The sequence below is a fragment of the Bacillus tequilensis KCTC 13622 genome, assembly GCF_000507145.1.
GTDB lineage: Bacteria > Bacillota > Bacilli > Bacillales > Bacillaceae > Bacillus > Bacillus tequilensis.
Genome location: NZ_AYTO01000008.1, coordinates 35629 through 59119, shown reverse-complemented (window position 1 = coordinate 59119; position 23491 = coordinate 35629). Strand labels below are relative to the sequence as shown.

The following is a 23491-nucleotide window of genomic DNA, read 5'->3' as shown; positions in this document are numbered from 1 at the left end:
GTTATTGTCCTTTTACGCTGCTGATATTGTACATATTCAGCAGCTCTCCTACATTTTGCCGTGCATCATAGCCGAGTTCAGCGAGTGTTTCTTTGATGAGCTCACGCTTCGGCTTGCCTGCTGCGGCGGCCCTTGCAATGGTTTCAGCCCAGACGCCGATCGGCTCAGAAAGATTCAATCTCGTCACAAGCCCAAGACCGGCGTCGACTTTTTCTGTAATCGTATCTGAAATGATGCATGGAAGCCCAGACGCCTGCGCTTCCACAAGCACAACCGGCAAGCCTTCATACAGAGACGGCATGACAAACACATCAAAGGTGCGCATCAATTCATGAATGCGGTCTTCAGTGCCTAAGAAGAGGACATCTGAAAGCAGATCCTGCCGCCGCGCCTCCTTTGCTATCTCCTCTCGCAGCGGCCCGTCTCCTGCGAGGACGAGCTGAAAGCGAATCCCTCGTTCCTTGAGATGTGAAGCAAGCTTCAACAGAAACGCGTGGTTTTTCACTTCATGAAACCTAGCCACATGCCCGATGATGAGACGGTCAGCTGCAATGCCTCGCGCTGTTTTTTCTTCATCAGCCCTCTGCCCGTTTGGCGCAAACAAATCTAGATCAATCCCGTTCGGAAGGAGCTGAACACGCTCCCGCTCCATGTTGGACCGCCCGAATAAAAATCTGCCCGCATCCTCTCCGCAGGCACACAGTGCTGTCGCATTCGCCAAGATAAGCCGCCTGAACATCATCAGCTGCAGGCGATCCTTCCAATTGAAGCCCGTCTTCCATGACGTATTGTGGGAATGGCATACCCTGACCGGCACTCCGGCAAGCCTTGCGGCAAGGGCGATAAAACCCGTTTGGAAATCCGTATGCGCATGAACCGCACTGAACGGCCCATTTTCTTTAATCGTGTTTCTCACATTCCTCACAAATGTAAGGGGATTGCTTTGCCCGATGCTCGGGACATAAAAAAGCCGCCCGCCTAAAGATAAAATTTCTTCATCGTAAGCGCACGGATCATTTCGATATGTTAAAAAATCAAATTGTACTTTGCTTCTGTCCATTTTCCGATATAAATTCATCACCATGGTTTCCGCGCCGCCCCTGTTCATGCCGCTTAGAACATGAAGCACGCGTTTTTGGCTGCTATTCATGCTTGACAAGCCCTTCCTTTTGGTTCATCACTCTTTTTTTGTGGTAGCGATTCATCACAGCTGCAGGCATACACGCGCGGATTAACGGTTTTGCGATATATATGTAATCAGATAAAGGGAGCTTTAAGCGCCTGCATGCCTGATAGACAAGGATGGCATTGTCGATTGAATATGTAAATGACCGGCGCTTGAATGCATCGCTGTCTTCCCTTACTTTATACAAGGCTTCCTGAAGATTGTAGCCCCTGAAGCCTTCTTCAAAAAAGCGAAGCCACAAATCAATATCCTCCATCCGTCTCGTCCGCCGCACCGAACGGTAGCCTTTCAGCGTGCGGTAGGCGCTCGTTCTCATCATAATTGTCCCGTGGCAAAACGGGGTCCCTTTTGCCATGATGCCCGGCTCAGGAACAGATGGCAGAATGCGTTTGCCTCTTACACCATATTCATCAAACACAAGCATGCCTGTGCCAACCACCTGATAGTGGCGGTGCTTTTCTAAAAACGCGACCTGCTTTTCCAGACGGCGCGGAAATGAAAGGTCGTCTCCGTCCTGGCGTGCGATATACTCTCCTTCCGCATGCGAAAGACAATGATTTAATGATGCGGCAAGCCGCTTGTTTGTTTTGTTTTGAATCAGCTTGATGCGGTCGCTGTAATGAGCCGCATACTGCTTCGCGATGCGGAGCGTGCCGTCTGTGGACGCATCATCGCACATAATCAGCTCCCAATTTTTATAGGACTGGCTGAGAATGGATTCAATGCTTTCCGCCAAAGTGCGTTCACAATTATATATGCCCATAATGACAGAAACTTTTGGTCCTGAGTTCATATGCTTTTCTCCTTTGTATCCATATCCATGTAGACGGAATAAATATCTGCCATTTCTTCTACCGTTCGCGCCTCAGAAAAGCGCAAGGCTGTTTTTCGGCCTTTCTGTCCCAGCTTTCTGCGGAGTTCCGGCTTATGATACAACTGTTCAATCCGGCCGGCAAACTCGGCACTGTCACCAGTTTTGGCTAGAAAACCGTTTTCTCCGTCTCTGATGATTTCCCGATGCCCGCGGTTATCCGTGGCAATTGCCGGTTTTTCCGCCGCCATCCCCTCAAGCACATTCATGCCGAGACCCTCTCTGATGCTGGATGCGACAGACACATCCGCAAGCTGAATCAACTCATGTATGTCTCGGCAAAAGCCGTAAAAGCGGACATTCCGGGAAACGCCAAGCTTTTCAGCTAATGTTCGATACGTTTGTTCCATCGCTCCTTCTCCGGCAAAAACAAGGCGGAGCGACGGAATTTTGTCTTTCAGCAAGGCTGCGGCCTCGATTAACAGCTTCTGATTTTTGTTCAGATTGAGCTCAGCGGGATAAACCAAGATAAAATCATCCTCGCGAAATCCGTGTTTTTCTCTGAGTCTTTGCTGCTCTTTCAGGCTGACAGGCCGGAAGCGCTCGGTATTGACGCCGATGCCGTGAATTTTCCGCGTCAGGCCGCCGCGCCTTTGAAGTCCCTTCGCCCGTGTGTAATCCTCCTCATTGATTGTAATCAGACAATCTGTATAGGCCGAAAGCCATTTTTCAACCGGATAGTAAAGAAGCCAATTTTTTATCGGCGCTCCTTTGCAGAAGTGAAATCCGTGCGCGGTGTACAGCACCTTTGTTCCTTGCCGTCGCGCCTTTCGCGCCGCTAGTCTGGCCAGCACGCCGCCGACCGGCGTATGGCAATGGACGATGTCGTATTGATGGGTATCGATCACTTCCTTCAACTGTCTGTAAACGGACAGATTGCGAGGATGAAAAGGCGATCTGCGAATGGGTATGGAGAATTTCTCATCCACATACGGGAGCTTGGTTTGTCCGCTCGCGGCGACATGAACCTCCCAGCCCATTCGTTTAAACCATTTAAAGTAAGGGAGGTGAAAGGCTTTAAAATGATAATCGACAGTCGCGCAAAACAATATCTTTTTCGTCATCTTTACTCCCCCTAATGAACACTGGCAGCCGTCATTTTGTCTGTATCGATCGCCGCAAACAGCCTCGCTCTCAGATCGGCTTCCGGCAGCTCATGAAAGTCCTCGATAAAGCGCATCAGCACCGGCCAATCGCCGTCCACCGCTTTACCGATATGTATTTTCGGAAAGATTTGTTCAGTGTGCACTTCATTTTTGTTGAGCAATTCCTCATACATTTTTTCACCGGGACGAATGCCTGTGAATTCGATTGGAACTTGCTCAGTCGTGTAGCCGGACAAATGAATGAGGTTTTTGGCAAGGTCCACAATCTTTACGGGCTCTCCCATATCGAGAACGAAAATTTGGCGCCCTTTCGCCAGTGCCCCGGCTTGGATGACAAGTCTTGATGCCTCGGGAATCGTCATGAAATAGCGGGTCATTGCCGGATGTGTGACCGTCACCGGTCCGCCTTTTTCAATCTGTTTTTTGAAAATCGGAATGACGCTGCCGCGGCTCCCGAGTACATTGCCGAAACGGACAGCAACAAATTTGGTTCTGCTGACTTTTCCGAGATTCATAATAACCATCTCAGCGAATCGTTTTGTCGCCCCCATGATGTTGGCCGGGTTCACCGCTTTGTCCGATGAAATCAGCACAAACGTTTCTGTCCCCGCCATATCGGCTGCTTCCGCGACATTTTTTGTTCCAATGATGTTGTTTTTGACAGCCTCTTCAGGGTTGTGTTCCATTAACGGCACATGCTTATGGGCGGCTGCATGGTAGACAACGTGCGGTTCGTACTTTTTCATCAAGGTAAACATTTTATCGCGGTCCTGCACATCCGCGATTTCCGTACGGAATACGATATGTTTGCCGAAACGTCCGTTCAGCTCTGTATAAATTGAATGAATGCTGTTTTCCCCATGGCCGAGCAGGATAATTTCCTCAGGCTGAAACGCGCTGATCTGCCGGCAGATTTCCGAGCCGATTGACCCGCCCGCTCCCGTAACGAGAACTGTTTTTCCTTTGATGCGGTTCGAAATTTCACTTGTGTCGAGAGTGATCGGTTTTCTGCCGAGCAAATCCTCGGCTTTTACATCTCTGATTTGCCCGGCAGTTCGTGTGCCTAATAGCATTTCATCAAAATGAGGCATAATTTTAATGTTTACTCCCGTTCGCACACATTCTTTATATAACATCTGAAGCTCATGGGTGCGGAGTGAAGGAATGGCAATAATAATATAGTTAATTTTGAGCTTTTGCACCGCAGGCATGATCTTTTCTTTACCGCCGATCACGGGCAGCCCCATAATTTCTAATTTATGCTTTGTTTGGTCGTCATCAATAAAAGCGACTGGCAGGATGTCAGGATCATCTTTTGAAAGCAGCTGCCTGACCATCAGTGTTCCGCCTGAACCCGCCCCGATAATCAATGCGCGGGACGAGGCGCTGCGTTTTTTTCTAATACTTTCTTTTACCACTCTGGATAAAACACGGGTTCCTCCGATGGACAAAAGCTGAAGCACCCAGCACGCGGTTAACAGACGGAAAAACATCGTATGATACACAGCATACTGAATGACGCCGGTCACAGCGGCTGATAGCGTAATGCCCTTAAGCAGGACGAGCAGCTCGCCGAGTCCTGTGTATGTCCACACCTGTTTATACTGATGAAACAGGAAAGCACATACATGATAACTGAGGAGCAAGCTGACAGCGGTAAGCAATAATGCTCCGGAGTCATAAAACTGATAGGAATCTTCTAAAAATTGATATCCTGCAATAACTGAATGTAAAACAAGATAAGTATCCAATGCAATAATCATGGACAGTCTTCTCCGGTAACTCAACCTTTTCCCCCCTAATTCTTTTATCGGTTTAGCTGCGGCGGTTTTCGTCTTCGAAACATTGTCAGCAGCTAAACCGACAACACATCCTATGTATATATCAGATAAGTGGGCATTTAACCCGTCCTCACACCCCGCCAGCGACGACCAGCATCTAAGGCAGCAAATCAGCTGCCCACAGCAGAGCCGAGTGCCTCCATTGATATAGGTCAGGAGACATCACCTTTACAATCTATTAGTAGGAATAGTGTTCTGATTTTTTCATTTTCTTTTTGTTTAAAAGAGCGCCTAACAGCTTCGCATTGGATTGTTCCAGTGCATCCTTCGCTTTCAGGACGGTATCGTTTTTTGTTTTTCCGCTTAAAACGATGAGCACGCTGCCGTCTGTCTGATTTGCTAAAATCTGAGCATCCGCGACTGCCAAAAGCGGAGGAGAATCAAAGATGACAAGGCTGAATTGTTCATAAATGTCAGCGATTAAATCTCCCATCGTTTTTGAAGACAGCAGTTCAGCCGGATTCGGCGGTGTCGGCCCGCTTGTCAGCACATATAAGTTATCGATTGGTGTCTTTTGCACCGTCTCACTGAGTGAAGCATTACCGACCAGGACATTTGTCAGCCCGGTTATATTTTCAACTTGGAATGTCTGATGGATGGTCGGTTTTCTTAAATCGGCATCCACCAGCAGCACCTTCTTTTCCTCCTGCTGTGCAAAGACAGCCGCAAGATTCGCAGCACTAAACGATTTACCTTCACCAGGCACAGAGGAGGTGACGAGGATAGACCGCAAGTTGGTCTGGACAGATGAGAACTCAATGTTTGTCCGAATGGTGCGATATTGTTCTGCAACAATTGATTTATTGTGTAAAACGGATATTTGGTCCAATCCCCGCCTTGCTTTCTTTTTTCTAAAAACCACTCGCTTCACTCCCCAAAATGTGTTATCCCTCGGTTCCGCCTTTTTTGGACATCTGGAACGGAGCCTAAGCATGATAATCCGGTTCTCTCGCTGAGCTGCCGTGCGCTTTTGCACGTATCATCGAGAAAATGCAGAAAAAATGCCAGTGTTATGCCGCCCATGACTGCAGCGCCAAAAGCCATGATCATATTTCGCATCCTGGCCGGCTTGATCATCGGGCTTTCAGAAGCCTTCGCCTCTGATAAAATATGCACGCCTTGCACATTCATTCGTTTATCTATTTCTTTTTCAAACTTGCTTACTAATGTGTTCGCAATCTCAGCCGCTTTTGCCGGATCGTGATCCTGGACGGCAACGGTAATAATTTCTGATTCATTTTCACTGCTTGTCATCACTTTTCCTTTCAGCGAGGAAGCTGATTCAGAAAGGTGCAATTCTCCCTTGACCTCTTCCATCAAGGCAGTGCTTTTCATAATCGATTGGAACGTGCTGCTGTATTGAAGATTTCGCTGGATGTCACTGAGATGCGAGTTTTCTTCACCGTCTGATTGATGAATCAGCACTTGTGTCGATGCCTGATAGGTCGGTGAAATAACCTTATATAGCACATAACCCGTAATCAGAGTGACGCTGATTGTAATGAGCAAAATCAGCACGAATCTGTGTCTGACAATCGCATATAATTCTTTAAAACTCATATTCTCATTCATGTATTCATAGCCATTAGCCTTCCCGCGTCTGGCTTCCCGCGCCCCTTTCTGTTAATGATTGGATTATAAAAGAAAAGAGTATTATTTAAAAATTTCAAAATAAGCCAATAAGTTCTCTTTAGAGAACAAAATCGTGATTTTCCTCTAATTTACTGCACTTCCCTTACTATTTTAAATTTTATAAAGAACAATTAATTCCTTATAATGAACAAAATAACGACAGGAATAGAGGAGAATTTCACATTATGATTGGAAGAATTATCCGTTTATACCGTAAAAGAAAAGGCTATTCTATTAATCAGCTGGCTATTGAATCAGGTGTATCTAAATCCTATTTAAGCAAGATTGAAAGAGGCGTTCATACGAATCCGTCCGTTCAATTTTTAAAGAAAATTTCCGCTACCTTGGAGGTTGAATTAACAGAATTATTCGACGCAGAAACAATGATGTATGAAAAAATCAGCGGCGGTGAAGAGGAATGGCGTGTGCATCTTGTGCAAGCTGTCCAAGCCGGAATGGAAAAGGAGGAACTGTTCACTTTTACGAACAAACTGAGGAAAGAACCGTCTGAAACGGCCTCCTACCGCAACCGTAAACTGACAGAATCCAATATAGAAGAATGGAAGGCGCTGATGGCGGAAGCAAGAGAAATCGGCTTGACCGTTCAGGAAGTCAAATCCTTTTTCAAAACGATGGGCAGATGAATATCGGCTAAGGGCTGACGTTCGCATCTTCAGGACAAATCTGTTTATAATGGGGGAAAAAGGGAGAGAACACGATGACTCATCAAACAGTAACGACTCAATACGGCAAAGTAAAAGGCACAACAGAAAATGGCGTACATATATGGAAAGGCATCCCCTATGCAGAGCCGCCTGTCGGACAATTGCGTTACAAAGCACCGGAGCCGCCTAAAGCGTGGGAGAACGAACTGGACGCAACAGCGTACGGCCCGATTTGCCCTCAGCCGTCTGATTTGCTGTCACTTTCGTATACTGAGCTGCCCCGCCAGTCCGAGGATTGCCTGTATCTCAATGTGTTCGCGCCTGACACTCCAAGTCAAAACCTGCCTGTTATGGTGTGGATTCACGGCGGCGCTTTTTATCTTGGGTCAGGCAGTGAGCCATTGTATGACGGATCAAAACTTGCCGCGCAAGGAGAGGTCATTGTCGTTACACTGAACTACCGGCTGGGACCGTTTGGATTTTTACATCTGTCTTCATTTGATGAGGCGTATTCCGACAACCTTGGGCTTTTGGACCAGGCCGCCGCACTGAAATGGGTGCGGGACAATATCTCAGCGTTTGGCGGTGATCCGGATAACGTAACGGTATTTGGAGAATCCGCAGGCAGCATGAGCATTGCGGCGCTGCTCGCTATGCCTGCGGCAAAAGGCCTGTTCCAGAAAGCGATCATGGAAAGCGGCGCTTCCCGAACGATGACAAAAGAAAAAGCGGCTAGCACCGCTGCCGCCTTTTTACAGGTCCTTGGGATTGACGAAAGCCGATTAGACAGATTGCACACTATACCTGCGGAAGATTTGCTTAAAGCGGCCGATCAGCTTCGGAAAGAAGAAAATGAAAATATCTTTCAGTTATTCTTCCAGCCCGCCCTTGATCCGAAAACGCTGCCTGTGGAACCGGAAAAAGCGATCGCAGAAGGTGCTGCTGACGGCATTCCGCTGATCATCGGTACAAACCGAGATGAAGGATATTTATTTTTCACCCCGGACTCAGAGGTTCTTCCACAGGAAACACTTGATGCCGCGCTCGAGTATTTATTAGGGCAGCCGCTGGCCGAGAAAGTTGCCGATCTTTATCCACGTTCGCTGGAAAGCCAAATTCATATGATGACTGATTTATTGTTTTGGCGTCCGTCGGTTGCCTATGCATCCGCCCAGTCCCATTACGCGCCTGTCTGGATGTACCGCTTTGATTGGCACTCGGATCATCCGCCGTTTCATAAAGCGGTTCACGCCTTAGAGATTCCTTTTGTTTTCGGAAATCTGGACGGGTTAGAACGAATGGCAAAAGCGGAGATTACCGAAGATGTAAAACAGCTGTCTCACACTATACAATCAGCATGGATCACGTTCGCAAAAACGGGAAACCCAAGCACTAAAGATGTAAAATGGCCATCGTATGATGAAGAAACAAGAAAGACGCTGATTTTAGATTCAGAGATTGCCATCGAAAGCGATCCTGACGCTGAAAAAAGGCAAAAACTATTCCCTTCACAAGGAGAATAAACATGGGGAAAACAGGATATATTGGCGCTGTCATTGTGGTGGCCGCTTGTATCATCATTTTGTCAGCAGTGATTTTTTTACGGGACACAGCCTATTATCAGCCCATGCGCTGGACTGGAATCATACTGTTTTTCGCGGGGATTGTGATGGTTCCCTCATATTCAGCAAAAAGAAAACCCGGGAAAGAGAAGTAATTCTCTTGATCCCGGGTTTTTCTGTTTCTTATAATTTTCCTGCGCGAATATCGTCTGTCATTCCTTCATAAGGAGCTTTCGAAATCACTTCTTCATTATCGGCTCCCTCGTTTTTCAGAAATGTAATCTCTGCAAACTCAGGTACAACATATTTCGGATACGTTTCATATTTCTCGCGGGATTCTTTCATCAGATCAATGTGGTCATTTTGATAGCAGACCGTAATTTCAGGATGTTCATGCACCCATTTCGGGAAGAAAATAATGCCGTGCATGCGTTTTTCATTCGGCATAAAGTTTAATGAAACATCTGTGCCTGTAGGTTCTGTCCAAGACACTTTATATACGCCTTCTGTCAGTTTGACAATATTGACTTCCTGATCCCGTACCCAGCGTCCGGCAACCATTCCGCTATGAATTCTATAATCGATTGTATGGTCGTTTTTAATATAAATCTCGTATTCCCATCCATTTTCATAAGTATAAATCATGTGGCTTCCGATAAAGTTTTCCATCTTTCACACTCTCCTTAGTCTTTTACTGTACTGCATAAATGTCTAGTCGAACGTAATCAGGGGTTCTTTCTGCGGAACCGATAAACAAGTGGTCATGCAGCCGTTGATAGGCTTCACTGCCTGTTTCAAATGTCGGCACCATACGGAAATAAACATGCGCCGGATCAATCATTTCCCCGGCCGCGTCCTGTTTTCAAAACAGATCGCTGACTTGCCGTATTCCATTGTTTTCAATGTAAATCAGTTCATGATCGGCTGTTTCGATCCATATCTGGCAGATCAATCTGTACTGCCGTCAGCGTGAATGATTTGTGAACCGGCACCGCCCGGCAAAATACGCTCCTTTATTTCTCCAGTTATTGTTCCCGAACGAATCGGAATGAAACATCTCAATCCCAGGCCTGTCCCACAAATAGGAATAGGCGGATCAACCTTGGTTTCCAAAGAGGCGAATCATTTAAAAACCGGATTCATCACAAGCGCTGCCTCGCCTTAAAAATCATGTAACTATTTACATGTTTACTTTAACACTATTACATATAGCTGTCAAACCAATAGGAATATAAAAAACAAGGACTGTTTGATACAGTCCTTGTTAGCTTTGATAGGCAAGATATGTGCTAACGGTGCTTTTTGCAAGACAGTCTGAGGAATCGATAATCGGAATCTCACTTTGAATATTGTCTAACACCGCATTTAAATCCGTGCAGGCTGAAATAATGCTGTCTGCATGCTGACTGATTTCTTCATATAGCGTTTGCCACAATGCTTGTGGATCCTGCATATGATTTGGCTTTTTGATTGCGGTGATGAGCTGATTTACAGCCTGCTGCCAATGATCCTTGTGAACAAATTTCTGCCCGTTCGCCTTCAAACCTTTTTGATAGATACCTGATTGCATGGTAGAATCTGTTCCTAAAACCGCAACTTTTTTTGCAGTATGCGGCATTTCTTTTATCGTTTCCTCAATGATATGTAACAAAGGAACCGACAATTCCCGCTGAATCTCTTCATAGTACACATGCGCCGTATTACAAGGGAGAGCAATGAAATCAACACCTGTCTTTTCGAGCTTTACCGCTCCATCAATAATCGCTCTTTTCATCTCATCATGGTCAATGGGACGATCTGCATAGAAGGGTGTCGGGCATGAATAGATCATCATGTGCGGGTAGTCAATATCGTTTTCAGCGCCATACAGCTTCTGACAGTAATCAATGACCTTATCAACAAACGGTGATGTCGATTTCGGCCCCATTCCGGCTAATATTCCTATCATTACGTTCAATCCTTTCTAATCCGTGCGGATCGCTTCTTCTGTGCCATCTTCATAGATGATAAAGCTTTTCGCAGCACCATCACCTAAAACAAATTCTATTTCAACAGACAATGATCGCAAAAAGAAACGGGTTTCTGAGGAAGGAAATAATTCCAGTCTCAGCTGCCCAGTGATCTCCAAATAAAGCCGGTCATTTTCTGCTGTCACCCGTGCAGCCGTCCCATCCTGAAGGACATAGCTGCCAACATAGCGGCTGTATATCGCAGGATCAATTTTTTTCTTCTTTTTATCAGTAGGACGTTCTGGAATCTCATACGGCTGATCAAATAAAATATTCTCCGCTGCCTGCAGAATTGCCTGTTCGTATCCAGCATCCTCTTCCTTATTGCTCAAATAGATCAGCGTTTTGCGATGGTCAATATATCGGATCATCGTCGTCGAATAGCCGGGCCATCCTCCGCTGTGGCTCACAATCCGCCCTTTTTCAGGACTATTTTGCAGCACCCAGCCAAAGCCGTAATCGAACGTTTCACCATTGTTCAAGCGCACTGGTGAAAACGCGGCTTTTTTAGAAGCATTACTGATGAGATCGTCCTGATATAAAGCCTGATCAAATCGAAACAAATCACTTGCGACAGCGTTCACCGTCCCATCTCCCTGTATGCCATCGAGGTACACAACATAGTTCGTTTCCTCGAGATCGTCAGGAAGGACATACGTTTCGGAATGTACATCATACACATATCCATATGCATAATGGTCCATCCGCTCAGGCCGAAGCCTCCTATTATACACTCTCGTTTCCTTCATGCCGACAGGTGAAAAAATACTTACTTTCATAAAATCCGCATAGCTCATGCCAGATGCTTTTTCAATGATAACCGCCAGCAGCACATATCCCGTATTGCTGTACAGCCAGCCGTCATTCGGCTCAAAATAACCGGGCAGCCCCTCATTCATCAGCATATTGACAATATCCTGATTCACCGCAATCTTGTGTCGGTCCCAATTGGTTAAAAACCATCCCATATAATCAGGCAGCCCCGACGTATGGTTCAATAAATGCCGAATCGTGACACGCTTATAAGGAAAACCCGGCAGCCAGCGTTCCACATCGTCTTCATACCCAAGAATCCCTTTCTCCTCCAGCAAGATGATTCCCAAAGCTGTAAAAGGCTTTGACAGAGATGCTAACTCAAACAAAGAGTTGGTCTGCAAGGGGCGTTTTTCCGTCAGTTCCGCATAACCGAAAGAGTGATGGTATAAGATATCGCCATCCTCCGCAGCCAGAACCGTCCCGTTAAACTGATGTTTTTGGCCTAATGCCTTAAATAACGTCTTCAGGTGCCTTCCTTTATCCTGTTTCATTCATCCACCTCCCATATCTTTGTACGTTACTAAGCTATGAATGTTTCAAATATTTCAAAAAGATTCACCTTGCTATTTTCTGAATTATTATTAAAAAGGCAACTTTATACCCATGCAAGAGAAACTATAAAAAATACAGAGAACGAAAAGAAACAGATCATTATTTTAGTTCTTTAGACCTGTACTCTTTAAATCCTTTTATGATTTTCTATCAAACAAAAGAGGAAAATAGACCAGTTGCAATCGATACGAGAGTCTAATAGAATGATGTCGAAAAGTAAATCACGCAGGTTTGTTACTGATAAAGCAGGCAAGACCTAAAATGTGTAAAGGGCAGAGTGTATTCTTTGACGCCATCCCTTACATATTTTAGGTCTTTTTTATTGTGTAACTGACTTGCCATCTTTAAACAGGAGGGCTGGAAGAAGCGGATCACTTTTACAGTACATAAAAAAGGAGAATGAACGATGAACTTCAAAAAGTTTGCAAAACAAGCAACCGTATTAACCTTTACTACTGCACTGTTGGCAGGAGGCGCGACTCAAGCGTTTGCGAAAGAAACAACTCAAAAACCGTATAAGAAAACTTACGGCATTTCCCATATTACACGCCAAGACATGCTTCAAATCCCTGAACAGCAAAAAAATGAAAAATATCAGGTGCCTGAATTTGATTCATCCACAATTAAAAATATCCCTTCTGCAGGAGGCTTGGACGTTTGGGACAGCTGGCCACTGCAAAACGCTGACGGCACAGTCGCAAACTATCATGGCTACCACATCGTTTTCGCATTAGCCGGAAATCCTAAAGATGCAGATGATACATCCATTTACATGTTCTATCAAAAAGCTGGCGAAACTTCTATTGACAGCTGGAAAAACGCTGGCCGCGTCTTCAAAGACAGCGACAAATTCGATACAAATGATTCAATCCTGAAAGACCAAACACAAGAATGGTCTGGTTCAGCGACATTCACATCTGACGGTCACATCCGTTTGTTCTACACGAACTTTTCTGGTAAACATTACGGCAAACAAACACTGACAACTGCACAGGTTAACGTATCAGCATCTGACAGCTCTCTGGACATCAACGGTGTAGAGGATTTCAAATCAATCTTTGACGGTGACGGCAAAACGTATCAAAATATACAGCAGTTCATCGATGAAGGCAACTACAGCTCCGGTGATAACCATACGCTGAGAGACCCGCACTACGTAGAGGATAAAGGCCATAAATACTTAGTATTTGAAGCGAACACTGGTACTGACAACGGCTACCAAGGCGAAGAGTCTTTATTTAACAAATCATACTATGGCAAAAGCACATCTTTCTTCCGTGAAGAAAGCAAAAAGCTTCTGCAAAGCGATAAAAAACGCGATGCTGAATTAGCTAACGGCGCACTCGGCATGATCGAGCTAAACGATGACTACACACTGAAAAAAGTCAAGAAGCCGCTGATTGCTTCTAACACAGTCACAGATGAAATCGAACGCGCGAACGTCTTTAAAATGAATGGCAAATGGTATCTATTCACTGACTCCCGCGGATCAAAAATGACAATCGACGGCATTACATCTAATGACATTTACATGCTTGGTTATGTATCTAATTCCTTAACTGGCCCATACAAGCCGCTGAACAAAACAGGCCTTGTGTTAAAAATGGATCTTGACCCTAACGATGTGACATTTACTTACTCACACTTCGCTGTTCCTCAAGCTAAAGGAAACAATGTCGTGATTACAAGCTACATGACAAACAGAGGCTTCTTTGAAGACAAAAAAGCAACGTTTGCGCCAAGCTTCCTGATGAACATCAAAGGCGATAAAACATCTGTTGTGAAAGACAGCATCCTTGAACAAGGACAATTAACAGTTGACAAATAAAAACGTAAAAGAAAATGCCGATATCCTATTGGCATTTTCTTTTATTTCTTATCAAGATCATAAAGGTGAATCCCATATGAACTATATAAAAACAGGCAAATGGCTAAGCGTATTCCTGACCTTTTTAGGAATATTGCTGTTTATCGGCTTATTGCCAAAAGAAGAACCTGTCAAAAAAACAAAATCAACACAGAAGCCGGACTACCGGGCGGCCTACCATTTCACAACTCCTAACAAATGGAAAAACGACCCTCAAAAACCGATCTTTTTGGATGGACAGTATCATTATTTCTATCTGTATAACCGGGATTATCCAAATGGGAATGGCACAGAATGGCGTCATGCCGTATCAGAGGATTTGGTGCATTGGACTGATGAAGGCGTGGCAATCCCGAAATATACAAACCCAGCCGGTGACATTTGGACCGGTTCTGTCGTGATCGATAAAGAAAACACAGCCGGATTCGGGAAAAACGCGCTTGTCGCGATTGTGACACAGCCTTCTGCCAAAGACAAAAAGCAGGAGCAGCATTTGTGGTACAGCACAGACAAAGGAAAATCATTCAAGCCTTTCAGTGATAACCCCATCATGCCTAATCCGGGTACAGATGATTTCAGAGACCCGAAAGTCATATGGGATGACCAGGACAACAAATGGGTAATGGTCATGGCTGAAGGATCAAAAATCGGCTTTTATGAATCCGATAATCTAAAGGACTGGCGTTACACAAACGGATTCTTCCCAGAGCAGGCAGGCATTGTGGAATGTCCCGACCTCTACATGATGCGGGCTAGTGATGGAACGAATAAATGGGTTCTCGGCGCGAGCGCAAACGGCAAACCTTGGGGCAAACCAAATACGTACGCCTACTGGACCGGAAGCTTCGATGGAAAAGAATTTACAGCTGATCAAACTGAAGCCCAATGGCTTGACTACGGCTTTGACTGGTACGGCGGCGTGACGTTCGAAGACGGCAAAAGCACAGATCCATTAGAAAAACGGTATGCACTTGCTTGGATGAACAATTGGGATTACGCCAACAACACACCGACAATGAAGGACGGCTTTAACGGCACAGATTCTGTCATACGCGAACTCCGGCTGCAGGAGCAGGACGGCACATACAGCCTCATCTCACAGCCGATCGAAGCTTTAGAGCAGCTGACCGTTTCGACTGACAAAATAGAGGATCAGGATGTGAACGGATCAAAAACACTGTCGATCACAGGTGATACGTACCAGCTTGATATGGATCTTTCTTGGTCAGAGCTGAAGAACGCAGGTGTCAGACTGAGAGAGTCAGAAGACCAAAAACGCCATATTGATGTCGGCATTTTCGCCGAGGGCGGCTATGCATATGTCAACAGAGCGGCCGCAAATCAGCCTGACAAAAGCAATACCTATGTCGAAAGCAAAGCACCTTATGATGTAAGTAAAAATCAGGCGCATTTAAAAATTCTCGTCGATAAAACAACGATAGAAGTTTTTGTCGGCGACGGGAAAACCGTTTTTTCAAATGAAGTGTTCCCAAAACCTGAAGATAAAGGCATCACCCTTTATTCTGACGGCGGCACAGCCTCATTCAAAAATATAACGATGACACATTTGGATTCGATTCATGAATAAAAACAGGTGCAGCCCGGGCTGCACCTGTTTTTTTATTAGAGCGGTATTCTCTGTTGCAGATTGGGCATTGTAAGGAATATAAGGCTGGTTTCTAAGGAGGAAGCGGATGTCTAAACAAGGAAATTTTCAAAAATCAATGTCACTGTTGGATCTGATTTTGATTGGGATGGGAGCCATCTTTGGATCAGCATGGCTGTTCGCCGTCAGTAATGTTGCTTCAAAAGCAGGACCCTCCGGCGCTTTTTCCTGGATCATCGGCGGAGCCATCATTCTGCTAATCGGACTCGTGTACGCGGAGCTAGGAGCCGCTCTGCCTCGCACCGGAGGCATCATTCGATACCCCGTGTATTCGCATGGCCACCTTGTCGGCTATTTAATTTCATTTGTCACCATTGTCGCTTACACAAGCCTGATTTCAATTGAAGTGACCGCTGTGCGCCAGTATGTCGCCTATTGGTTTCCCGGCCTGACCATTAAAGGATCTGATTCGCCGACCATTGCAGGCTGGATCTTGCAGTTTGCCTTGCTCTGCTTGTTTTTCCTGCTGAATTATTGGAGCGTCAAAACCTTCGCTAAGGCGAATTTCATCATATCCATTTTTAAATATATTGTACCGATTACCATCATTATCGTGCTGATCTTTCACTTTCAGCCTGAAAATTTATCTGTTGAAGGATTTGCACCGTTTGGTTTTACAGGCATTCAGGCCGCCATTTCGACAGGCGGCGTCATGTTTGCCTATCTCGGCCTGCACCCGATTGTGGCTGTTGCAGGTGAAGTGCAAAACCCAAAACGCAATATCCCGATCGCTTTAATCATTTGCATTATCGTTTCAACCATTATTTATACGATTCTGCAGATCACCTTTATCGGGGCGATCCCGACAGAAGCGCTAAAACACGGCTGGCCGGCTATCGGGCGGGAATTTTCATTGCCGTTTAAAGATATTGCGGTCATGCTCGGCTTAGGCTGGCTTGCAACGCTTGTCATTTTAGACGCCATTCTGTCTCCCGGAGGAAACGGGAATATTTTCATGAACACGACGTCTCGGCTCGTTTACGCCTGGGCGCGGAACGGCACATTATTCGGCATATTTTCAAAGGTCAATAAAGAAACAGGAACGCCCCGTGCTTCACTCTGGCTTTCGTTTGCCATGTCGATTTTCTGGACGCTTCCCTTCCCTTCGTGGAACGCGCTTGTCAATGTCTGTTCTGTCGCACTTATCCTTTCATATGCGATTGCCCCGATTTGCTCAGCAGCGCTGAGGGTTAATGCGAGGGACTTAAACAGGCCGTTTTATTTAAAAGGAATGAGCATCATCGGACCGCTTTCCTTTATTTTTACGGCGTTTATCGTGTACTGGTCCGGATGGAAAACCGTGTCCTGGCTGCTCGGGTCACAACTTATCATGTTTTTGATCTATCTCTGCTTCAGCAAATACGCGCCTAAAGAGGATGTCAGCCTTGCTCAGCAGCTGAAATCAGCGTGGTGGCTTGTCGGGTTTTATATCATGATGCTGATCTTTTCCTATATCGGCTCTTTCGGACATGGTTTAGGCATCATCAGCAATCCCGTCGATCTCATTTTAATCGCCATCGGCTCCCTTGCGATTTTCTACTGGGCGAAGTATACCGGGCTCCCGAAAGCCGCCATTGATTATGATAAATAAAGAAGCAGGAGTTTTTCCTGCTTCTATTTTCTTTACAAACGCATATGCCCGCGATAAAATGAATGATAGTCAGTCATTATAGGAGGTGCTCCTCATGCGAAAACAAACATCGGGCAAATATGAAAAAATTCTGCAGGCTGCCATTGAGGTTATTTCTGAAAAAGGTCTCGACAAGGCCTCTATTTCGGATATTGTCAAAAAAGCCGGCACTGCCCAAGGAACGTTCTATTTGTATTTCTCATCTAAAAACGCCCTTATTCCGGCAATTGCAGAAAACCTTCTCACCCACACGCTGGATCAAATCAAAGGAAGAATGCAAGGAGACGAGGATTTTTGGGCTGTTTTAGATATCTTAATTGATGAGACATTTCTCATTACAGAACGCCATAAGGATATTATTGTCCTCTGTTACTCCGGGCTTGCGATTGACCATTCCATGGAAAAATGGGAGACGATCTATCAGCCTTATTATTCCTGGCTCGAAAAAATCATCAATAAGGCGATTGAAAACCATGAGGTAACCGAAGGAATCAATGCAAAGTGGACGGCCAGAACAATCATTAACTTGGTCGAGAATACAGCCGAACGATTCTATATCGGATTTGAACAAGATGAAAATATAGATGTATCTAAAAAAGAAATCTTTACTTTTTTAAGACGAAGCTTAGGCAGAGCTTAAAAAATGACTGGGTCGCACCGCTCATTTTTAACGCCTTAAAAATGACTGACGTTCATTCATAAAATTGAGAGGTGTTTCATATGAATTGGGTGCTTGTTTTGATTGCCGGGCTTTTAGAAGTGGTTTGGGCGTCTTCCCTTAAACATGCTGATTCGCTTTTGGATTGGGCTATCATTTTTATCTTGATCGCGATCAGCTTTCTCCTGTTGATCCGTTCTTATCAAAAAATCCCGATGGCTGCGGCGTACACTGTGTTTGTCGGAATCGGAACCGTCGGAACCTATATGACCGGAATTGTTTTGGGCGAATCCTTCTCGGCCGCCCAAATGTTCTTTTTAGCTTTATTGCTGGCCGGTATTTTAGGAATGAAGCTATTTACAAAAGAAAGCAAGTCACAGCCAAGAGGTGAAAAATAATGGCATGGTTTTTATTAGTAATTGCCGGCATAGAAGAAATTATAGCTGCTGTTGCCATGAAATATATAGACGGCACAAGAAAAAAATGGCCGATCATTGTGATGACAATTGGATTCGGCTTATCCTTTTACTGCCTTTCCCAAGCGATGCTGATCCTGCCTGCCGGAGTCGCTTATGCCGTCTGGACCGGAATTGGCAGCATTGGCGTTTCAGCGGTCGGGTTCATCTGGTTTAAGGAGCGGTTTCAGCTGCCGCAGGTGATCTCTCTCTTCCTTATCCTCGCTGGCGTCATCGGTCTGCGCCTGACGTCTTCATCATAAAATAAAGGCACATACAATTTGTATATGCCTTTGCCATTAAGCGTCTTGATGTTTTTGAAGGTGAAGCGGCGGCGGAATAAGCCAGCCTTTGTTTTTTAGCAGCCTTAAGTATTTCGCTCCGGTTGCGGCTTTCGACATATGGAATTGCCCAAACATCATGGCAATATCTTCACGAATCGATTGCCCCATCATTTTGCTGCATGTCACAAGACCTGCGGCATTTTCTGCTGCCGCTGATGCCGCCACATCCGGGTCAAGAAACCGTGCGCCGGGCGGAATATCGTTAAGATCGGCTGCCGGCGGTTCAGGAGAAGCCGGCGGAAGCGCCACTCCATTTTCCTTCAGCACCGTGCTGACCTGTTTGATTTCATCTTGACATTTCTCAATAGACTCACGAAGCAGCTTCTTTAGGTCATCATCACCGACATGATTCATTAACATCTGGTAATTGCCGACCATTTTATTGCCCGCCATCACATAGCTCCACAAGCTGAATACCTCACCGTAATGCATCGGTTCTTCCTGCGGATTTCCGCTTAAAATACCCATATTCATCCTCCTCGCAAATTCAATATCGCACATTTCATAACGTGCCCAAGAGGAGGAACATTTATGTTTCAGCGGAAAAGATTTATGAAATGAAACAAAACAAAAAAGACAAGAGTGACAAGTTGCCAACCCTTGTCTTTCCTGTTGTTTGATTGGACGCCCTGAAGGGATTCGCACCCCGACAGACAAGATACCGGAAATCATTCAAGTGCTTTTTAGTATGAGTCATTGATTCTGTCTTTAATAAACTTTAACGAGATGGCGGGATGCTTTGCGGAAAACGAAATACATTTTCGGGGTCATATTTCGCCTTTATTTCTCGAAGCCGCGCAAAGTTTGCGCCATAATATTCTTTTCCGAAGTTTTCAATGTTTTGATCTGGAACATTAACATATGAACCTGCTACATATGGTTGCATCAGCTGGCGCACTCTTTCAACTGATGCAAGGCTTGAATCTTCTTGTGATTTATTTTTCCAACTAGCCGTCCATTCCGTATAAAACAATGGATGGCGCCAAAAAAAGGCAGTTTCGTCTTTAGGGACTCTGCTTATAGCACCACCCCAATTGATAAAAAAGAAATTGGCTTCTGTTCCAGTAGCATCTTCCAAAAATTTTCTCATGATTGAAATGGGTTCGTCAGACCAAAAATCATGTCCCCAAGCCGAGGAGAATTTAACACTCTGATCATTTCTGCCAGGGAGGGGTTCGTCAGGGTCTAAGAAATCTATAGCATCTGGATAGTATAATGTTTTGATATCTGCTTCTGTTGGAGTTCCCGCATGTAATAAAGGTTTTAATAATCGAATCAATTCAGTTTTCGAACCGAGGAAAATTCCTTCTGCATGGCACAAACCATTTATTTTGCTGTAAATTTCAAGGTAGCATCCTAATCGTTCATCTACAAACGGAGCCCATTTCTGCCAAGCTTTAAAGACCGTTTCTAATTGTTCCCACGGCCAGATAATATTGAAGACGGTTGCAGTTTTAGGGGCACGATGAACTTTGAATGTATATTGGGTATTATATCCAAAGTTACCCCCTCCTCCGCCTCTAGAAGCCCATAGCAAATCCTCATTGCGAGATTGATCTGCGTGAATAATCCTTCCTTTTGCATCTACCGTTTTCAGCGCGAGAAGGTTATCACTTATAAGCCCAATCGATCGTGAGAGTACTCCAAATCCGCCGCCCATCGTAATTCCCCCGATTCCAACTGTTGGGCTGTCTCCAAACGGAGCCATAAAACCGTCTCGAGCTAATCCCTTTACAAGCGGGCCAACGGGAATACCAGTTTGAACGGTTGCAATCGCGTTTTCTTCATCTAAGAAAACTTTATTCATGTCACTCACATCAATAACAATTCCGCCGCTTACTACTGAAAGGTTCTTATCTAAAGCATGGCGACCGCTTCTGACACGTAAGGGCACTTTATTCTCACGAGCCCATTTAATGGCATTACTTACATCGTATGAATTTTGCGCAAAAACAAAGACAAGAGGATAGACATCCACATAAGGGTTCCAATTCTTAATAGCCTCTGTATAGCCGGGGTCTCCTTTGAAGATTACACGCCCTGTCAACTGTGTTGATCCCATATATTATTTCACTCCCAAAGAAATTCGATTCAGATACTAACATATGCAGGAGCTGGATAATCGCATAGACAAATGATCTACGAACTATAAATATCATACGCTATGGCCTTTTTCGTCGGTAAGGTCTGCTGAGAAACCAGTTGATTTTTCAAACAATTTTGAGCAAACTTCCTGTCCAATCCTCCAACAAACGTTTTTTCTTATCGTTTTTAGGAGCAGTGTCCAGTTTTTTTCGGAGTGAATATTCGTTTAGGCCAAAAGAAAAGAGAGATGAAGAAGTGTTTCGTACAAGAGGTATACATCCATACAACAGACCCTAGATCATCATATACTGAATGTATGTAGAAAGGAGACATCAGCTTTGGCAAAATATCGGATTATGACCTTTGACGGCGGCGGTACCTTAGGTGCTTTAAGTTTACAACTGTTAAACAGATTGGCTAGGCAAAACCCGAAGTTAATTAGTCGAACCCATGTATTTTCGGGAAATTCAATCGGTTCATTTACTGCCCTTGCATTAGCAAGCGGAAGATCTCCGAGGGAAACACTTCAGTATTTTGAGGATGAAATCCTGCCCGCATTCAGCATTTCCCGGCCAGGCGGACCTGTTTTCAACCAACAATTACCCTATTCCGGTTTTATTAAAGCGGTACGAAATTTTTTCCCAGAAGATCTTCAGCTTATAGATTTAAGAAAACGAATTGTTGTCCCATCATTCAAATTATACTCTCAAAAACTGGACCGTTGGACTCCTGTCTTATTTCACAATTTCCCCGGCTCTCCCTATTTAAATGAAAAAGTGAGTGATGTCATACTGCGGAGCAGCGGTGCTCCCGCGACGCAACGGGCTTACCAAAACTACGTGGATGGGTATGTAGTAGCAACGAATCCTAGTACAGCCAGTATCGCGTTTGCAGTCGGTAAAGCCAAAGTGCCGTTGGATCAAATTGCGGCATTATCCATTGGAACAGGTGAAGCCCCGACTCGGTTAAGAAGAGATACGAGGGGATGGGGAATGGTAAGTGCAGATAACATACGTCCCGAAAACCTGAAGAACCTTCCTCCAAATTGGGGAGTCCTTTTGGACAGGTCGCCTAATGAACCTTTACTGCCATTTCTTCAGATGATTGCTGGCGGAAATGGTTACTATGAATCCATGGTCAGTGCGAATCTTCTGGGAGATCGTTTTTTCCGGTTAGATCCGCGGATTCCGAACTTCTCCAAAACGGATCCTACGGTCGTTCCCGCTGTCATTGAAATTGCGAACAAAACCAACTTACAGCCTGCGATTCAATTTATAGAGAAGAACTGGGGGAGCAAATAATTTTTTATTTTAAATCAATTCTCGCTTATCCAATTTTGTCCGAGAGAAGATTCTCAAAATAAATACAGGCAATGGGTAAAATAGAACCGGATTTTTTAAAAGGTTTGTTAATCACAAGCTAATAAGATGAATGAAAAAATCAATTCATGCTTCTTCTTTTGAAAGTGAGGGTTCAAACTAAAGAATGTAATTGACATGTTACTCTAAGGTATGCAATTCCCTTTTTCACACAAAAAAGACAAGAGCGGCGAAATGCCAGTCCCTTGTCTTTCCTGTTGTTCTATTGGACGCGCTCGGAGGGATTCGAACCCCCGACAGACGTGGTACCGGAAACCACCGCTCTATCCAACTGAGCTACGAGCGCAGAATGACTGCGTTATGAGAACGTCAGCACAACTAATTATACGATAATGCCATGCAAATAACAACCCTCTATTTCAAGAGCTGTTTTTTTAAACAGACACATCATCGGATTTGGCAATCTGACATATGATGGTTTGAACCCCTGTGTTTTTGGGGAAAATGGGAAAAAGAGACGACTTTGCATATTAAGCCAGCTTTTTGTTTGACCTTTATTGACCAAAAATGTATCATGTAACTACATACTTACCTAAAAGGTGAAGGAGGAGCATTATGAATTTAATACCTACAGTCATTGAACAAACGAACCGCGGGGAAAGAGCGTATGACATTTATTCTCGTCTATTAAAGGATCGTATCATCATGCTTGGATCTGCGATTGATGACAACGTTGCGAACTCCATCGTGTCACAGCTTTTATTCTTAGCAGCAGAAGACCCTGAAAAAGAAATTTCTCTTTACATCAACAGCCCGGGCGGTTCTATCACTGCCGGTATGGCGATCTATGATACCATGCAGTTTATTAAGCCGAAGGTATCTACCATTTGTATCGGTATGGCTGCTTCAATGGGCGCGTTCCTGCTTGCAGCCGGCGAAAAAGGCAAACGCTACGCGCTTCCAAACAGTGAAGTCATGATTCACCAGCCTCTTGGCGGTGCGCAAGGTCAGGCGACAGAAATTGAAATTGCTGCGAAACGCATTCTCTTGCTTCGCGACAAATTAAACAAAGTCCTTGCTGAACGTACTGGCCAGCCGCTTGAAGTGATCGAACGCGACACAGACCGTGATAACTTCAAGTCTGCTGAAGAAGCGCTTGAATACGGCCTGATTGACAAAATTTTGACTCACACAGAAGATAAATAGTCATAAAACAAAACCTGCAAG

Annotated in this window: 22 protein-coding genes, 1 tRNA gene and 1 pseudogene; 11 read left to right on the top strand and 13 right to left on the bottom strand. The window is 44.9% G+C overall.

The window, feature by feature from the left end:
• Nucleotide 1: 1 nt before the first annotated feature.
• The 6 genes from V756_RS0103525 to V756_RS0103500 all read right to left on the bottom strand — a co-directional run bounded on the left by V756_RS0103525 (nucleotide 2) and on the right by V756_RS0103500 (nucleotide 6576).
• On the bottom strand, nucleotides 2–1150 hold the full coding sequence (locus V756_RS0103525) for a glycosyltransferase family 1 protein (protein WP_024713447.1): 1149 nt from the start codon (nucleotides 1148–1150) through the stop codon (nucleotides 2–4).
• Complete coding sequence (gene epsE / locus V756_RS0103520) at nucleotides 1143–1979, bottom strand: glycosyltransferase EpsE (RefSeq protein WP_024713446.1); 837 nt, start codon at nucleotides 1977–1979, stop codon at nucleotides 1143–1145. The genes V756_RS0103525 and epsE overlap by 8 nt, the downstream gene beginning before the upstream one ends.
• A complete protein-coding gene (locus V756_RS0103515; protein WP_024713445.1) occupies nucleotides 1976–3121 on the bottom strand; it encodes a glycosyltransferase family 4 protein in 1146 nt (381 codons plus the stop codon). The genes epsE and V756_RS0103515 overlap by 4 nt, the downstream gene beginning before the upstream one ends.
• Nucleotides 3122–3132: 11 nt before the next feature.
• A complete protein-coding gene (locus V756_RS0103510; RefSeq protein WP_172458990.1) occupies nucleotides 3133–4950 on the bottom strand; it encodes a polysaccharide biosynthesis protein in 1818 nt (605 codons plus the stop codon).
• A 232-nt stretch (nucleotides 4951–5182) separates the two neighbouring features.
• Complete coding sequence (epsB, locus tag V756_RS0103505) at nucleotides 5183–5866, bottom strand: protein tyrosine kinase EpsB (RefSeq protein WP_024713443.1); 684 nt, start codon at nucleotides 5864–5866, stop codon at nucleotides 5183–5185.
• A 5-nt stretch (nucleotides 5867–5871) separates the two neighbouring features.
• The gene (locus tag V756_RS0103500; RefSeq protein WP_024713442.1) at nucleotides 5872–6576 is read right to left on the bottom strand and encodes a YveK family protein; all 705 of its coding nucleotides are present in this window, start codon (nucleotides 6574–6576) and stop codon (nucleotides 5872–5874) included.
• Between the two features lie 245 nt (nucleotides 6577–6821).
• Between V756_RS0103500 and slrR the strand changes: the two genes are divergently transcribed.
• The 3 genes from slrR to V756_RS0103485 all read left to right on the top strand — a co-directional run bounded on the left by slrR (nucleotide 6822) and on the right by V756_RS0103485 (nucleotide 9018).
• On the top strand, nucleotides 6822–7280 hold the full coding sequence (slrR, locus tag V756_RS0103495; protein ID WP_024713441.1) for an HTH-type transcriptional regulator SlrR: 459 nt from the start codon (nucleotides 6822–6824) through the stop codon (nucleotides 7278–7280).
• Nucleotides 7281–7354: 74 nt separating this feature from the next.
• Nucleotides 7355–8824, top strand: a complete 1470-nt coding sequence (pnbA, locus tag V756_RS0103490) for a para-nitrobenzyl esterase (RefSeq protein ID WP_024713440.1) — start codon at nucleotides 7355–7357, stop codon at nucleotides 8822–8824.
• Between the two features lie 2 nt (nucleotides 8825–8826).
• Nucleotides 8827–9018 (top strand): hypothetical protein, encoded by a 192-nt coding sequence (locus V756_RS0103485; RefSeq protein ID WP_024713439.1) that lies wholly within the window; start codon nucleotides 8827–8829, stop codon nucleotides 9016–9018.
• Between the two features lie 28 nt (nucleotides 9019–9046).
• On the opposite strand, the gene padC is transcribed toward V756_RS0103485, so the two are convergent.
• From padC to V756_RS0103465, 4 genes and pseudogenes are all read right to left on the bottom strand, one after another.
• Entirely contained in the window at nucleotides 9047–9532 is a 486-nt protein-coding gene (gene padC / locus V756_RS0103480) for a phenolic acid decarboxylase (RefSeq protein WP_003235304.1), read from the bottom strand.
• Nucleotides 9533–9554: 22 nt separating this feature from the next.
• Nucleotides 9555–9976 (bottom strand): annotated as a pseudogene (locus tag V756_RS1000000124275) (DUF3237 domain-containing protein).
• 151 nt (nucleotides 9977–10127) lie between these two features.
• Complete coding sequence (locus V756_RS0103470) at nucleotides 10128–10811, bottom strand: aspartate/glutamate racemase family protein (protein WP_024713438.1); 684 nt, start codon at nucleotides 10809–10811, stop codon at nucleotides 10128–10130.
• A gap of 15 nt (nucleotides 10812–10826) precedes the next feature.
• Nucleotides 10827–12179 (bottom strand): serine hydrolase, encoded by a 1353-nt coding sequence (locus V756_RS0103465; protein WP_024713437.1) that lies wholly within the window; start codon nucleotides 12177–12179, stop codon nucleotides 10827–10829.
• A 467-nt stretch (nucleotides 12180–12646) separates the two neighbouring features.
• Here V756_RS0103465 and sacB point away from each other — a divergent pair, with 467 nt between their 5' ends.
• From sacB to V756_RS0103435, 6 genes are all read left to right on the top strand, one after another.
• Complete coding sequence (gene sacB / locus V756_RS0103460) at nucleotides 12647–14068, top strand: levansucrase (protein WP_024713436.1); 1422 nt, start codon at nucleotides 12647–12649, stop codon at nucleotides 14066–14068.
• A 76-nt stretch (nucleotides 14069–14144) separates the two neighbouring features.
• Nucleotides 14145–15695 carry a glycoside hydrolase family 32 protein gene (locus tag V756_RS0103455; protein ID WP_024713435.1) on the top strand — a complete coding sequence of 517 codons (1551 nt, stop codon included), beginning with the start codon at nucleotides 14145–14147 and terminating at the stop codon, nucleotides 15693–15695.
• 106 nt (nucleotides 15696–15801) lie between these two features.
• Complete coding sequence (aspP, locus tag V756_RS0103450) at nucleotides 15802–17364, top strand: aspartate/proton symporter AspP (RefSeq protein ID WP_024713434.1); 1563 nt, start codon at nucleotides 15802–15804, stop codon at nucleotides 17362–17364.
• Between the two features lie 94 nt (nucleotides 17365–17458).
• Nucleotides 17459–18043, top strand: a complete 585-nt coding sequence (locus tag V756_RS0103445) for a TetR/AcrR family transcriptional regulator (RefSeq protein WP_024713433.1) — start codon at nucleotides 17459–17461, stop codon at nucleotides 18041–18043.
• Between the two features lie 80 nt (nucleotides 18044–18123).
• Nucleotides 18124–18459 (top strand): DMT family transporter, encoded by a 336-nt coding sequence (locus V756_RS0103440; RefSeq protein ID WP_024713432.1) that lies wholly within the window; start codon nucleotides 18124–18126, stop codon nucleotides 18457–18459.
• Complete coding sequence (locus tag V756_RS0103435; protein ID WP_024713431.1) at nucleotides 18459–18779, top strand: DMT family transporter; 321 nt, start codon at nucleotides 18459–18461, stop codon at nucleotides 18777–18779. The genes V756_RS0103440 and V756_RS0103435 overlap by 1 nt, the downstream gene beginning before the upstream one ends.
• Before the next feature lie 36 nt (nucleotides 18780–18815).
• Here V756_RS0103435 and V756_RS0103430 read toward each other — a convergent pair whose 3' ends face one another.
• The gene (locus tag V756_RS0103430; RefSeq protein WP_024713430.1) at nucleotides 18816–19328 is read right to left on the bottom strand and encodes a DUF3231 family protein; all 513 of its coding nucleotides are present in this window, start codon (nucleotides 19326–19328) and stop codon (nucleotides 18816–18818) included.
• A 250-nt stretch (nucleotides 19329–19578) separates the two neighbouring features.
• The gene (locus V756_RS0103425) at nucleotides 19579–20922 is read right to left on the bottom strand and encodes an FAD-binding oxidoreductase (RefSeq protein WP_024713429.1); all 1344 of its coding nucleotides are present in this window, start codon (nucleotides 20920–20922) and stop codon (nucleotides 19579–19581) included.
• Nucleotides 20923–21283: 361 nt separating this feature from the next.
• Between V756_RS0103425 and cotR the strand changes: the two genes are divergently transcribed.
• On the top strand, nucleotides 21284–22246 hold the full coding sequence (cotR, locus tag V756_RS0103420; RefSeq protein ID WP_024713428.1) for a sporulation hydrolase CotR: 963 nt from the start codon (nucleotides 21284–21286) through the stop codon (nucleotides 22244–22246).
• A gap of 288 nt (nucleotides 22247–22534) precedes the next feature.
• Here the strand turns inward: cotR and V756_RS0103415 are convergent.
• Nucleotides 22535–22610, bottom strand: a tRNA-Arg gene (locus V756_RS0103415).
• Between the two features lie 269 nt (nucleotides 22611–22879).
• Between V756_RS0103415 and clpP the strand changes: the two genes are divergently transcribed.
• Nucleotides 22880–23470: an ATP-dependent Clp endopeptidase proteolytic subunit ClpP gene (gene clpP / locus V756_RS0103410; RefSeq protein WP_014665471.1), complete on the top strand. Its 591-nt coding sequence runs from the start codon at nucleotides 22880–22882 to the stop codon at nucleotides 23468–23470.
• Nucleotides 23471–23491 lie beyond the last annotated feature (21 nt).